The sequence below is a fragment of the Xanthobacter tagetidis genome, assembly GCF_003667445.1.
Classification (GTDB): Bacteria; Pseudomonadota; Alphaproteobacteria; order Rhizobiales; family Xanthobacteraceae; genus Xanthobacter; species Xanthobacter tagetidis.
On the sequence record NZ_RCTF01000020.1, the window covers coordinates 57364 to 70343 of the forward strand.

General features: G+C 70.9%; 13 protein-coding genes. 7 read left to right on the forward strand and 6 right to left on the reverse strand.

Translation table 11 applies throughout. The features are described 5' to 3' along the window. The first annotated feature begins 103 nt into the window (after positions 1-103). Both D9R14_RS19340 and D9R14_RS19345 read left to right on the forward strand, forming a co-directional pair. Positions 104-1297 (forward strand): efflux RND transporter periplasmic adaptor subunit, encoded by a 1194-nt coding sequence (locus D9R14_RS19340; protein WP_121624993.1) that lies wholly within the window; start codon positions 104-106, stop codon positions 1295-1297. After that, positions 1297-4464 carry an efflux RND transporter permease subunit gene (locus D9R14_RS19345; RefSeq protein WP_121624994.1) on the forward strand — a complete coding sequence of 1056 codons (3168 nt, stop codon included), beginning with the start codon at positions 1297-1299 and terminating at the stop codon, positions 4462-4464. The genes D9R14_RS19340 and D9R14_RS19345 overlap by 1 nt, the downstream gene beginning before the upstream one ends. Before the next feature lie 7 nt (positions 4465-4471). Here the strand turns inward: D9R14_RS19345 and D9R14_RS19350 are convergent, their stop codons facing one another. Then, positions 4472-4762 carry a hypothetical protein gene (locus D9R14_RS19350; RefSeq protein WP_121624995.1) on the reverse strand — a complete coding sequence of 97 codons (291 nt, stop codon included), beginning with the start codon at positions 4760-4762 and terminating at the stop codon, positions 4472-4474. Between the two features lie 43 nt (positions 4763-4805). Next, positions 4806-5597, reverse strand: a complete 792-nt coding sequence (tam, locus tag D9R14_RS19355; protein ID WP_121624996.1) for a trans-aconitate 2-methyltransferase — start codon at positions 5595-5597, stop codon at positions 4806-4808. A 312-nt stretch (positions 5598-5909) separates the two neighbouring features. Here tam and phnD point away from each other — a divergent pair, with 312 nt between their 5' ends. From phnD to phnE (D9R14_RS19375), 4 genes are all read left to right on the forward strand, one after another. Then, a complete protein-coding gene (gene phnD, locus D9R14_RS19360) occupies positions 5910-6875 on the forward strand; it encodes a phosphate/phosphite/phosphonate ABC transporter substrate-binding protein (RefSeq protein WP_121624997.1) in 966 nt (321 codons plus the stop codon). A 238-nt stretch (positions 6876-7113) separates the two neighbouring features. After that, positions 7114-7962 carry a phosphonate ABC transporter ATP-binding protein gene (gene phnC / locus D9R14_RS19365; RefSeq protein WP_121624998.1) on the forward strand — a complete coding sequence of 283 codons (849 nt, stop codon included), beginning with the start codon at positions 7114-7116 and terminating at the stop codon, positions 7960-7962. After that, positions 7959-8759, forward strand: a complete 801-nt coding sequence (gene phnE / locus D9R14_RS19370) for a phosphonate ABC transporter, permease protein PhnE (protein ID WP_121624999.1) — start codon at positions 7959-7961, stop codon at positions 8757-8759. Before phnC ends, phnE (D9R14_RS19370) begins: the two co-directional genes overlap by 4 nt. After that, positions 8759-9577 (forward strand): phosphonate ABC transporter, permease protein PhnE, encoded by an 819-nt coding sequence (gene phnE, locus D9R14_RS19375; RefSeq protein WP_121625000.1) that lies wholly within the window; start codon positions 8759-8761, stop codon positions 9575-9577. The genes phnE (D9R14_RS19370) and phnE (D9R14_RS19375) overlap by 1 nt, the downstream gene beginning before the upstream one ends. A 13-nt stretch (positions 9578-9590) precedes the next feature. Here the strand turns inward: phnE (D9R14_RS19375) and D9R14_RS19380 are convergent, their stop codons facing one another. From D9R14_RS19380 to D9R14_RS19395, 4 genes are all read right to left on the reverse strand, one after another. Next, positions 9591-9842 (reverse strand): hypothetical protein, encoded by a 252-nt coding sequence (locus D9R14_RS19380; RefSeq protein WP_121625001.1) that lies wholly within the window; start codon positions 9840-9842, stop codon positions 9591-9593. A gap of 184 nt (positions 9843-10026) precedes the next feature. Then, positions 10027-11172, reverse strand: a complete 1146-nt coding sequence (locus tag D9R14_RS19385; RefSeq protein ID WP_121625002.1) for an alpha/beta hydrolase family protein — start codon at positions 11170-11172, stop codon at positions 10027-10029. Positions 11173-11438: 266 nt separating this feature from the next. After that, positions 11439-11690, reverse strand: coding sequence for a hypothetical protein (locus tag D9R14_RS19390; RefSeq protein WP_121625003.1), 252 nt, complete (start codon positions 11688-11690; stop codon positions 11439-11441). Positions 11691-11779: 89 nt separating this feature from the next. After that, complete coding sequence (locus D9R14_RS19395; protein ID WP_121625004.1) at positions 11780-12091, reverse strand: hypothetical protein; 312 nt, start codon at positions 12089-12091, stop codon at positions 11780-11782. Between the two features lie 175 nt (positions 12092-12266). On the opposite strand from D9R14_RS19395, the gene D9R14_RS19400 reads away from it, so the two are divergent. Further along, on the forward strand, positions 12267-12977 hold the full coding sequence (locus D9R14_RS19400; protein WP_121625005.1) for a response regulator: 711 nt from the start codon (positions 12267-12269) through the stop codon (positions 12975-12977). Positions 12978-12980 lie beyond the last annotated feature (3 nt).

Consider the following 12980-nt stretch of genomic DNA (forward strand, 5'->3'; position numbering starts at 1 on the left):
GCCCCTGCGTCAACCTGGCCGTGGCCCGTCCGCATCGCGTCACGGGATTGCCGCCGTTGCTGCCCATCTTCCGCCGCCCGCACTTCAGAAGGTCCTCTCCCTCATGGCCCGCGCCGCCACTCCTGCGTTCCCCGTGCTCGTCCTGGCCGCGGCCGGCCTGATGGCAGCGCCCGCCGCCGCGCTGGCCGAGGCCTCCACCGCCGCGGCGCCGTCCGCCCTCAGCGTCACCGTGGTGCGGCCGCTGGAGGACAAGATCACCGAGACGCTGCTCGTCACCGGCTCGCTTCTGCCGCGCGAGGAGATCGAGGTCGGCCCCGAGATCGAGGGCTACCGCGTGGTGGAGATCCTGGCGGAGGTCGGCGACGCGGTGGCCAAGGGCCAGGTGCTCGCCCGCCTCTCCCGCGAGGTGCTGGAGACCCAGCTCGCCCAGAACACCGCCAGCGCCGCCAAGGCCCGCGCCGCCATCGCCCAGCAGCGCGCCACGGTCGACCAGACGCTGGCGCAGGAGACCGAGGCGAGCGCCGCGGTCGACCGCGCCCGCCAGCTGCGCAAGAGCGGCACCGTCTCCCAGGAGACCCTCGACGAGCGCGAGCGCGCCGTGAAGGTGGCGAGCGCCCAGGTGGCGGCCGCCCGCGAGGCGCTCATCGCCGCCGAAGCGGAGGAGGTGTTCGTCAAGGCGCAGCGCGACGAGATCGAGGTGCGGCTGAAGCGCACCGAGGTGCGCGCCCCGGCGGCCGGCATCGTTCTGGCGCGCACCGCCCGCGTCGGCGCCATCGCCTTGTCGGCGCGCGCCGAGCCGCTGTTCCGCATCGCCCAGGACGGCGCCATCGACCTCGACGCCGAGGTGCCCGAGGACGCCATGCCGCGCATGAAGGCCGGCCTCAAGGCCGAGGTCACGCCCGCCGGCTTCGACGCGCCGCTCGCCGGGACGGTGCGCCTCGTCTCCGCCGAGGTGGACAGGTCCACCCGGCTCGGCAAGGTGAAGATTGCGCTCCCCGCGGACCCGCGCCTGAAGCCCGGCGCCTACGGGCGCGGCGTGATCGAGCTCGGCAGCCGGAGCGGCCTGTCGCTGCCGCAGTCGGCCGTGATGTTCGACGCCGCCGGCGCCTATGTGCTCGGCGTCGCGAACGGCATCGTCGCGCGCCGCCCGGTGAAGGTGGCGCTCAAGAGCGCCGGACGCATCCTCGTCGTCGACGGGCTCGTGGCCGGCGAACAGGTGGTGGCGCGCGCCGGCGGCTTCCTGCGCGAGGGCGACCGGGTCAGCCCGATCGAGACCGCCGCGAACGAGGTGCGCTGATGGCTCTGAACGTCTCCGCCTGGGCGATCCGCAAGCCGATCCCCTCGCTCGTCCTGTTCGTGGTGCTCACCGCGCTCGGCATCGTGCATTTCCGCTCGCTGCCGGTGACGCAGATGCCGAACATCGACGTGCCCATCGTCATGGTCACCGTCACCCAGGCAGGCGCCGCGCCGAGCGAGCTTGAGACCCAGGTGACCAAGAAGGTGGAGAACGCCATCGCCGGCGTCTCCGGGGTGAAGCACATCACCTCCTCGATCTCCGAGGGAACCAGCGTGACCACGGTGGAATTCCACCTGGAGACGCTGGTGGACCGGGCGGTGAACGACACCCGAGACGCCGTCACCAAGATCCGCACCGAGCTGCCGCGCACCATCGACGAGCCGCTGATCCAGCGCGTGGACATCGAGGGCCTGCCGATCGTCACCTTCGCGGTGTCCTCGCCGGCCATGACGCCGGAGGAGCTGTCCTGGTTCGTCGACGACACCATCGCCCGCGCGCTCCAGGGCATCCGCGGCGTCGCCCAGGTGAAGCGCGAGGGCGGTGTCGACCGCGAGATCCGCGTGGCGCTCGACCCCGACCGGCTGATGGCGCTCGGCGTCACCGCCGCCGAGGTCTCGCGCCAGCTGCGCGCCACCAACGTGGACGTCTCCGGCGGCCGCGGCGAGGTGGGCACCCAGGAGCAGTCGATCCGCACGCTGGCTGGCGCCGCCAGCGTCGAGGACCTGGCCGACACCCGCATCGCGCTGTCCAACGGGCGCTCGGTGCGCCTGAAAGACCTCGGCACGGTGAGCGACGGCGCGGCTGAGCCGCGCGTCTTCGCCCAGCTCAACGGCAAGAACGTGGTGGCGTTCGGCGTCTACCGCGCCAAGGGCTTCTCCGACGTCACGGTCTACGACCGGGTGCAGAAAGACCTCGACAAGCTGCGCGCCGCCTATCCCAACGTCACCGTCACCGAGATCGACACCACGGTCCGCTTCACCAAGTCGGACTACCAGAGCGCCATGCACACGCTGATCGAGGGGGCGATACTCGCGGTCATCGTGGTGTTCCTGTTCCTGCGCGACTTCCGGGCGACGGTCATCACCACGCTCGCCATCCCGCTGTCCATCCTGCCCACCTTCTGGGTCATGGACATGCTGGGCTTCTCGCTCAACGCGGTGAGCCTCCTGGCGGTCACGCTCGTCACCGGCATCCTGGTGGACGACGCCATCGTCGAGATCGAGAACATCGTGCGGCACATGCGGCAGGGCAAGTCGCCCTACCGCGCCGCCATCGAGGCGGCGGACGAGATCGGCCTCGCGGTGATGGCCACCACGCTCACCATCGTCGCGGTGTTCGTGCCGGTATCCTTCATGGGCGGCATCGCCGGGCAGTACTTCAAGCAGTTCGGCATCACGGTGGCGATCGCGGTGCTGTTCTCGCTGGCGGTGGCGCGGCTCATCACGCCGCTGCTCGCCGCTTACTTCCTGCGCGACGGCGGGCACGTGCCGAAAGACGGCATCGCCATGCGGGGCTACATGCGCCTGCTCGGCTGGTCGGTGCGGCACCGCTTCGTGACCATCGCCATGGGCCTCGGCATCTTCGTCGGCACCGTGTTCCTGTCGACGCTCCTGCCGTCCGGATTCCTGCCCACCAACGACATCTCCCGCTCCATGCTCTCCATCGAGCTGCCGCCGGGCACGACGCTGGCCGAGACCCAGCGCGTCGCCGACCGCATCACCCGGATGATGCTGGAGCGGCCCGAGGTGCGCGCGGTCTACGCCACCGCCGGCGGCGGCGGGCAGGGCGGCCTCGCCATGATGGCCGGCGAGGTGCGCAAGGCGCAGATCGTCATCAACCTGAAGCCGCGCGCCGAGCGTGAGATCAGCCAGAAGGCCTTCGAGGCCGAGCTGCGCGCGCCGCTCGCCGCCATGCCCGACATGCGCGTGACCTGGAGCAATGACGGCCAGAACGCGCAGCGCGGTTTCCAGGTGATCCTCTCCGGCAATGACGGCGCGGCGGTGGAAAAGGCGGCGCTGGCGCTGGAGAAGGAGATCCGCGACGGCGTGCCGGAGCTCACCAACGTGGTGTCCTCCGCCGCCCTCGACCGGCCGGAGATCCGCATCGTGCCGAAGCTCGACGAGGCGGCCGACCTCGGCGTCTCGGTGGATACCATCGCCGAGACCGTGCGCATCGCCACCATCGGCGACATCTCCGCCAACCTCGCCAAGTTCTCCGCCAGCGACCGGCAGATCGACATCCGCGTGCAGCTCGACGAGCGCGCCCGCACCCGGCTCGCCACCTTCGACGCGCTCAAGGTGCCCACCGCCTCAGGCGCCGCGGTGCCGCTCTCGGCGGTGGCGCGGGTGGAGTTCGGCAAGGGGCCGACCGCGCTCGACCGCTACGACCGCGCCCGCCGCATCGCGGTGGAAGCCGACCTCGTCGGCGCGACGCCGCTCGGCTCGGCGCTCGACAAGGTGAAGGCGCTGCCAGCGGCCCGGAACCTGCCGGCCGGCGTGACGCTGAAGGAAGCGGGCGACGCCGAGATCATGGAGGAGGTGTTCTCCGGCTTCGCCATGGCCATGGGGGCTGGCCTGATGATGGTGCTCGCCGTGCTGGTGCTGCTGTTCCACGACGTGCTGCAGCCCATTACCATCCTGATCTCGCTGCCGCTCTCGGTGGGCGGCGCCTTCATCGCCTTGCTCGTCACCGGCAATTCCATCTCGCTACCGGTGGTGATCGGCTTCCTGATGCTGATGGGCATCGTCACCAAGAACGCGATCCTCCTGGTCGACTTCGCCATCGAGGCGATGGCGCACGGCATGGACCGCACCACGGCGCTGATGGAGGCCGGGCACAAGCGGGCGCAGCCCATCGTCATGACTACCATCGCCATGGTGGCGGGCATGGTGCCCTCGGCGCTGGCGTTCGGCGAGGGCGGCGCGTTCCGCGCGCCCATGGCGATCGCCGTGATCGGCGGCCTCATCACCTCCACCGTGCTGTCGCTGGTGTTCGTGCCGGCGGTGTTCTCGGTGATGGACGACGTGAGCCGCTTCCTCGGCCGACTGTTCGGCCGCTTCATCGGCGCCCGCGACGAGGCGCCGGAGGCAGGGCCGGGCGGCCACGGCGACAGCCCGCATCAGCCGACCCTTCCGGGGCTGCCCCATCTGCCGCATGCCGCGGAGTGAGGCGGGTTCAGGAGCCTTCGGCGATATCCTCTCCGGTGATCTCCTGGAAGAGGCGGGCGCGCGCCGCCTCCAGCTCGCCGCGGTAGTCCTCGGCGAACGGCGCGCTCAGCACCTGCTCGAACGCCGCCACCAGGGTCCACAAAGCGGCGGGCTCGGCCGGGTGGCCGAAGCGGGCGCTCTGCAACTCGGCGTCGGGCGGGTCCGCGAGCCGGGCGATGACGTCGAATGCCACGATCGCCGCATCGCGCGGCAAGGTCAGCGTCACCATGTCGTCGGCGGGCGTTTCGGGCTCGGTCATCGGCTCTCCCTCGGCTCGGTCTTTGCTGCGCTCTTGGGGACGACTATCGGCGCGCAACGGCTACGATGAACAGGCGGGTGAACGGCAGCAGCACCTTGCCGTCCGCCCGCCGGTGGTAGGAGGCGGCGAGGCGCGCCTCGTACTCCTCCAGGAACTGGACGCGCTCGTCGCCCTCCAGCGGGTCGATGAACGGCCTCAGGCCGGCGCCCTTCATCCAGTCGACGATGGCGCCCACCCCGTCGAGCGGGTGGTTGTAGACCGAATGCCAGATGTCCACCTGGGCGGCGTCGCGCACCAGCATGTCGTAATAGGTCTCGGGCGCCGGCAGCGGCGTGCGGGCGGCGGCGGCCTGCCTGAGCTTGTCCGCCCACGGGCCGACCAGCGCCGTCTCGCGCATGGCGACATGCGCCGGGCCGTCGAGATTGTCCGGCATCTGCACCGCCAGCGCGCCGCCCGGCGCCAGCAGCGACATGAGACGCGGCAGCACGGTCGCGTGGTCCGGCACCCATTGCAGCACGGCATTGGCATAGATGAGGGCGGCCGGGCGATCGAGCGTGAAGGTCGCGGCGTCGGCCAGCGCGAACCGCGCGCCCGGCAGCCGGTGGCGGGCGGCGGCGATCATGTCGGGCGAGGTATCGAGGCCGAGGATCTCGGCATCCGGAAAGCGCGCGGCGAGCAGCTCGGTGGAATTGCCCGGCCCGCAGCCGAGGTCCACCACCAGCGGCGGCGCGGCGTCCGAAGCCGCGACGTCGGGCACCTGCGCCAGCAGATCGCGCGCCGGGCGGGTGCGGGCATCCTCGAACTTCAGATACTGGCGGGCGTTCCAGTCGGCCATGGTCCGTCTCCGGGCGGGAAGCGCCACTCTACAGAAGGTGCGTGCGGCGGGCAGCCGGAACATCGCCTCGTCCACCACCCGATCGCCACCGCCCGCGCGCGGCGTTCCGGGCTGGGACGAGCGTTCCGGCAAACGGCGCCGGCGCACGGTTTTCCGGCGAATGTCTCCCCGCTTCGGGAGCCGGGAGGGGCGGCGGCTGGAACCGCGCGATGCAGGAGGCGCGCGGCGCGATGGGGCGCCCGGACCACTGTAGTCGTCGCGTCACAGAAAATTCGTACATCCCCTCCACCGATCCCGTCCCTGGAGGGTTCCATGTCCTTCGCCGCCTTCGCGCGCGTCACGCTCGCGGCCGCCGCCTTGCTGCTGCCCGGCGCCGCGCTCGCCGACTTCAAGCTCGATCCGCGATTTACCGACGCCAACGGCGACATGGTCGCCGACGCGCCGGCCGACACGGCCAAGCAGCTCGACCCCGACACCCTGGTGTTCGCCTATACCCCGGTGGAGGACCCCGCGGTCTATGCCAAGGTGTGGGCCGAGTTCCTCGACCACCTGGCGAAGACCACCGGCAAGAAGGTCCAGTTCTTCCCGGTACAGTCCAACGCCGCGCAGCTCGAAGCGATGCGCGCGGGGCGCCTGCACGTGGCCGGCTTCAACACCGGCTCCAATCCCATCGCGGTGGCCTGTTCCGGCTTCGTGCCCTTCACCATGATGGCGGCGAAGGACGGGGCCTACGGCTACGAGATGGAGATCATCACCTATCCCGGTTCCGGCATCGCCAAGGTCGAGGACATCAAGGGCAAGAAGATGGCCTTCACCTCCGAGACCTCGAACTCCGGCTACAAGGCGCCGTCCGCGCTTCTGAAGTCGCAGTTCGGCATGGAGGCCGGCAAGGACTTCGAGCCGGTGTTCTCGGGCAAGCACGACAATTCCATCATCGGCGTCGCCAACAAGGACTATCCCGCCGCCGCCATCGCCAATTCGGTGATGAAGCGCATGATCGCCCGCGGCGTCATCAAGCCCGAGCAGGTGGTGACGATCTACAAGTCGCAGACCTTCCCCACCACCGGCTACGGCTATGTCTACAACCTGAAGCCCGAGCTGGCCGAGAAGGTGAAGCAGGCCTTCTTCACCTTCGACTGGGAAGGCACCGCGCTCCAGAAGGAGTTCAAGTCCGCCGAGCCGCCGCAGGAGAAGTTCATCCCCATCACCTTCAAGGACACCTGGGCGGTGGTGCGGCAGATCGACGACGCCATGGGCGTCGCCTACACCTGCAAGTGACGCCGAAGGCGTCACAGCCGGCGCGCGTGACAGGTGTGGGTCATGAGCCCCCTGCACGCGGCCTTGAGGGTCCGTCATCCCCCGGCTTGTCCGGGGGATCCACGGTGCCGCGAGGCCGTGCCCTGCGAACGCGTGGCCCCTGCGCCGCCCGGTGGATGCCCCGGACAAGCCGGGGCATGGCGGCGGTGGACGGGGCCTTGTCCGGGACCATTCGGTATCCGCTCCCCGGCCTACGCTTATGCTGACCCTCTCCCGCCTCACCAAGCGCTATGCCAAGGGCGACGCGGCGCTCACCGACGTGTCGCTGGAGGTGCCGGCGGGCCAGGTGGTCGGCCTCATCGGCCCGTCGGGCGCGGGCAAGTCCACCCTCATCCGCTGTGTCAACCGTCTGGTGGAGCCCACCTCCGGCGCGGTGCGGCTCGGCGCGCTCGACGTCACCGCCCTCTCGCGCTCCGGCCTGCGCAAGGCGCGCCGGCGTATGGGCATGATCTTCCAGGAATATGCTTTGGTGGAGCGGCTCTCCGTGATGGAGAACGTGCTCTCCGGCCGGCTCGGCTATGTGGGCTTCTGGCGCGCCTTCCTGCGCCGCTTCCCCCAGGCGGACGTGGACCGCGCCTTCGCGGTGCTGGAGCGCGTCGGCCTGCTCGACCATGTGGACAAGCGCGCCGACGAACTGTCCGGCGGCCAGCGCCAGCGCGTCGGCATCGCCCGCGCTCTGGTTCAGGAGCCGGACCTGCTGCTGGTGGACGAGCCCACCGCCAGCCTCGACCCCAAGACCTCGCGCCAGATCATGCGGCTCATCGTCGAGGTCTGCGCCGAGCGGCAACTGGCGGCGATCGTCAACATCCACGACGTGGCGCTGGCGCAGATGTTCGTCGAGCGCATCGTCGGGCTGAAGGCCGGGCGCATCGTGTTCGACGGGCCGCCCGACACTCTCGATGCCGCCGCGCTCACCGCCATCTATGGCGAGGAGGACTGGTCGCGCACCATCCGCGACGCGGACGACGCCGATGAGGGTCCCGACGAGGCCGACGAGGAGGCGCCCCGCGCCCCGCGCCCGGCCGCGCTGGGGGCCCGCGCGCTGTGAGCGCCGCTCCCGCGCGCCGCTGGCGCCCGCCGCCGCTGATCGCCAGCCCCTGGCTGCGCTACGGCCTCGCACTCGGCGCCGCCGTTTATCTCGCGCTGGCGCTCGGCTCGGTCGAGGTGAACTGGGCGCGCCTTTCCGAGGGCTGGGCGCGGGGGTTGCGCTTCCTCTCGGGCTTCGCCGCGCCGGACTTCTCGCGCCGCTGGGATGACATCGCCCAGGGCATGGTGGAGAGCCTCACCATGACGGTGACGGCGACCGTGGCGGGCATCGCCATCTCGGTGCCCATCGGCATCGGCGCGGCGCGCAACCTGGTGCCGCTGCCGGTCTATCTCGTGTGCCGCGCCATCGTCGCGCTGTCGCGCGCGCTGCATGAGATCGTGGTCGCCATCCTCCTGGTGGCGCTGGTGGGCTTCGGGCCGTTCGCGGGCTTCCTGACGCTTGCCTTCGCCACCATCGGCTTCCTCGCCAAGCTCCTGGCGGAGGACATCGAGGACGCGGACGCCGCGCCCATCGAGGCGGTGCGCGCCACCGGGGCGCCGTGGCTCTCGCTGGTGGCGTTCGGCGTGCTGCCGCAGGTGGCGCCGCGCCTGCTGGGGTTGTCGCTCTACCGGCTCGACATCAATTTCCGCGAATCCGCGGTGGTGGGCATCGTCGGCGCCGGCGGCATCGGCGCGACGCTCAACACCGCCATCGACCGCTACGAGTTCGACAGCGCCGCGGCGGTGCTGATCCTCATCATCGCCATCGTCATGGCGAGCGAATACGTCTCCGGCCTCGTCCGGGCGCGGGTGAAGTGATGCCCGTCGCCCCCCTCTCCGATGGCCGCAGGGCCTGGGCGCGCCGCACCCCGGCGGGCACGCTCGCCGCCTGGCTCGGCTGGCTCGCGCTGGTGGCGCTCACCGTGTTCTGCTGGCGCGTGATGACGCAGGACACCATCTGGAGCTTCGTGCGCGACGCGCCGGCCCAGGCGGCCGATATCGGCGCGCGCATGTTCCCGCCGCGCTGGAGCTATTTCCCGGTGCTCCTCAAGCCGCTGTGGGACACGCTCAACATCGCCACCCTGGGCACGCTGGCGGCGATCGTGCTCTCGGTCCCGGTGGCCTTCCTTGCCGCCCGCAACACCACGCCGAGCGCGGCGCTGGTGCGTCCCGCGGCGCTGTTCGTCATCGTCGCCTCGCGCTCCATCAACGCCATCATCTGGGCGCTGCTGCTGGTGGCGATCCTCGGGCCGGGCGTGCTGGCGGGCATCTGCGCCATCGCGCTCCGGTCCATCGGCTTCATCGGCAAGCTGCTCTACGAGGCGATCGAGGAGATCGACGCCACCCAGGTGGAGGCGGTCCGCGCCACCGGCGCCTCTGGGCCGCAGGTGCTCACTTACGCCATCGTGCCGCAGATCATGCCCGCCTTCGCCGGCATCAGCGTGTTTCGCTGGGACATCAACATCCGCGAATCCACGGTGCTCGGCCTCGTGGGCGCGGGCGGCCTCGGGCTCAACCTGGAAAGCTCGCTCAACACGCTGGCCTGGCCTCAGGTGACGCTGATCCTCATCGTCATCCTCGCGACCGTGGTGGCGAGCGAGTGGATCTCCGCCAAGGTCCGCGCCCGGTTCGGATGAGGCTGCGGCGGCGTCAGCGCCGCTTCGACCAGTTGACGATCATGTCGGAGGCCGTGAGCACGATCAGCGCCGTCATGGCGAGCGCAGTCGCCGTCAGCGCATAGATGATGAGGAAGGCGTAGCCGAACTTGTAGGTCAGCGCGGCGAAGAGAAATCCGAGATTGGCGATGAAGTAGTATTTCGCGTCCGGCAGCCCGTAGATGGCGTCCTTGAGGAACCAGCCGATAACGGGAACGCGGAGAACGGCGCGCGCGGCAGCCTGCATGATGACATCCCAATTACATCGCGTGCCCGCCCAATTCAGTTGAATGAGATGGGTGCGGTGTCGGAAGACACAGAAATCCTTGCCTGCACGTTCGCCGATGCGCCGGCATTGATCAAGCGCCGGAACGCCCCGGCGGCCTGCATCGGTGTCGCACCCCGCGCCCGGCTCGACAGAGTGCGGCGCGCTATGCGGCGCCCGGCGGCGCGCCTTCGGTGAGCGCCGCGAGGCCGGCGATGGCGGGCACCACGGCGCGGCGCATGGCGTGGCCGTAGAACAGCGAGAAATGGCCCGCCTTCGGCAAGGTGAGCCGCCGGCGCAAGCCTTCGGGCACGCCGGCGCACAGATCGTGCGCCGCGGCAGTCTGGCAGGGGGCGGAGATGTCGTCGTCCTCGGCCTCCACCGTGAGCAGCGCAGTGCGCGCGAGGGCCTGCGGCCGCACCGGCCGGCCGGCGATGGCGAGGGTGCCGCGGGCGAGCGCGTTCTCGCGGAAGATGGTCGCCACATTCTCCATGAAGAACTCGGCGGCGACGTCCATCATGGTCCAGCACAGGCGCGAGAGCGGGAAGCGCAGCGGGTCCGCGCCCTCGTCGAAGGTGAGCTTCATCGGCATCTCTCCGCCGGAGAGCGCCTGCCGCCAGAGATAGAGGCCGAACGTGTCCATCTGCCGCCAGGCGGGGAAGACGCGCCGGCCTGCGCCGGGAAAGCCGGTGCGCACGGTCTCGATCACCTGCGCCTCCAGCGCGTCGAGCGAGCGGTCCTGGAGTATGCGCCACAGCCGGGTGGGGTTGCGCGAAGGGTCCACCGGCCCGCCCATCAGCGTCAGGCTCGCCGGTGCTGCCCCCTCCTCGGAGAGCATCAGCGCCGCGACCAATGCCGGAACCACGCCCTGGCAGACGCCCACCAGATGCACCGGCGCGCCGCCGTCGTCCGGCCCGCCGCCCAGCGCGCGGGCCATCTGCGCGGCCTCCATGCAGTTCTCGGCGAAGCCGAAGCGGCCGGCCGCGAGCGGCACGTCGCGGGCATTGGGCCAGTCGGTGACGGCCACCGCGTCGAACGGCGCCAGCAGCGCCACCACGAGGTCGCGCATGAGCAGGGGATAGCTGCCGGCGAGCGGCGCCACCACCAGGGCCCTGCGGCGCGGATTTTCGCTGCGGCGGAAGCTGCGCAGCACGCCGAACGGCAAATGCGCCAGGATCTGGGACTGCACCGGCACCCGCACGCCGTCGTGATCGACCGACAGGATGCCGAAGTCGCGAAAGGCGTCATCCCCCGGTCCCGCGCCCGCCGGGGGCGGGCCGAGGCGCATGGGTCGGTGATCGTCGAGCCACATGACCGAACGCTCCTCGGGGAGCTGGCTTCAGCCCGTGAGCCTAAAGTGGGATCGACGCAAATAGAACCCGCTTGCGCAACCCCCGTGCGAAACGGGCGTCCGCCGCCCGTTCCCCGTCGCCCGTTCTCGGCCGCTGTTCCCGGTCCGCTGCCCGGCCGGATGCCGACCGGGCGGACGCGCCGCGCAGAAGGCGGCGCGCCCGCGCACGTCAAGCTCAGGCTAGGCCCGAATCACGCCGCAGCGGGGGGCTGGGGCGGCGCCAGGCCTCAGTTCTTGGGCGCAGTGGTGGCGGCGCCCGCCGGCGCGGCCGAGGCCATGGCAGCCTTGCACTGGGCCGAGACCTTGCTGCTCTGGTCGGTCAGGCACTTGGCGATGCGGCCGCCACCGGGCTGAATGCCTGCGCACAGGGTCTTCACATCGTTGCCGCACGCGGCCCTCAGCGCATCGTTCTGCGCCATGGCGGGGGAGGCGAGGAGCGCAAGCGCCGCGGCGAGGGGAAGAATCTGCTTCAGGGTCATGGGATCTCCGTCTGTCGTGAGGCGCGGACGCCGGACCAGGGCAATGGGGCGGCGTCGCCACGACCCGGCGTCCGCATGGCGGCGGCCTATCAGGGATAGACCACCACCGAGCCGGACCGCGTGACGGACCGGCCATAGGACCCCGTGGTCGTGCGCGAGTACATATAGGAGGGATAGCTGGTGCGCGCCACGCTGCCGGAGCGGGATACGGAGTTTCCATGGGGCCGGGTGACGCTGGCGGTCCGCGCGCATACGCCCGCGGCGCAGCCGCTGCCGGTATAGGTGCCGCGCGGGGTCGTGACAGTACCGGAGCGCGTCCAGGCCGCCGCCTCGCTCGCGATGGCGACGCTGAACAGCGCCGCGAGGGCGAGACGAAGGGCAAGGGACTTCGAGAGCTTCATGGGTCCAGCCTCCATGATGGGGCAAGCCGACGCCTGCCGGCCCGCCAATCCGATGGGGGCATGCTCGCCGCGGCGCTTTGCAGCGGCATTGCAGCCGGGTCCGGAGGCGTAACGTTTTGTAACGCCGGAGGCGGAGCCATTGCCGCCTGCGCGCGCGCCGCCTTAACGTCGCGCCATGGCCCAGCACACCCTGCTCATCGTCGAGGACGACCGCGAGATCCGCGCGCTGCTGTCGGATTTCCTCACGCGCGAGGGGTATGAGGTGCTGGCCGCCGCCGACGGAACGGCCATGGACCGCATCATCGCCGCCGCCCGCCCCGACCTCGTGGTGCTCGACCTGATGCTGCCCGGTGAGGACGGCCTGTCCATCTGCCGGCGGCTCAGGGCCAAAGGCGGCCTGCCCATCCTCATGCTCACCGCCAAGGGCGAGGAGATCGACCGCATCCTCGGCCTGGAGATGGGCGCCGACGACTATCTGCCCAAGCCCTTCAATCCCCGCGAACTGCTGGCGCGCATCCGCGCCGTGCTGCGCCGCGCCGAGGCCGGGACGGCGGCGGCGCCCGCGCGCCGGCTCGCGTTCGCCGATTTCGTCGCCGACCTCGACGCCCGCAGCCTTGCCGCCCCGGGCGGTGGGCCGCTGGACCTCACGTCGGCCGAGTTCGAGCTGCTGACCTGCTTCGTCGAGCGGCCGAAGCGCGTGCTCAGCCGCGACCAGCTGCTCGACTGGACGCGCGGGCGCACCGCCGACCCGTTCGACCGCACCATCGATGTCTCGGTGAGCCGCCTCAGGCGCAAGCTCGCCTCGGCGGACCCCGAGGCGGCCCAGCTCATCAAGACCGTGCGCAACGGCGGCTACCTGTTCGCCGCCGACGTGCGCGCCCTCTGAGCG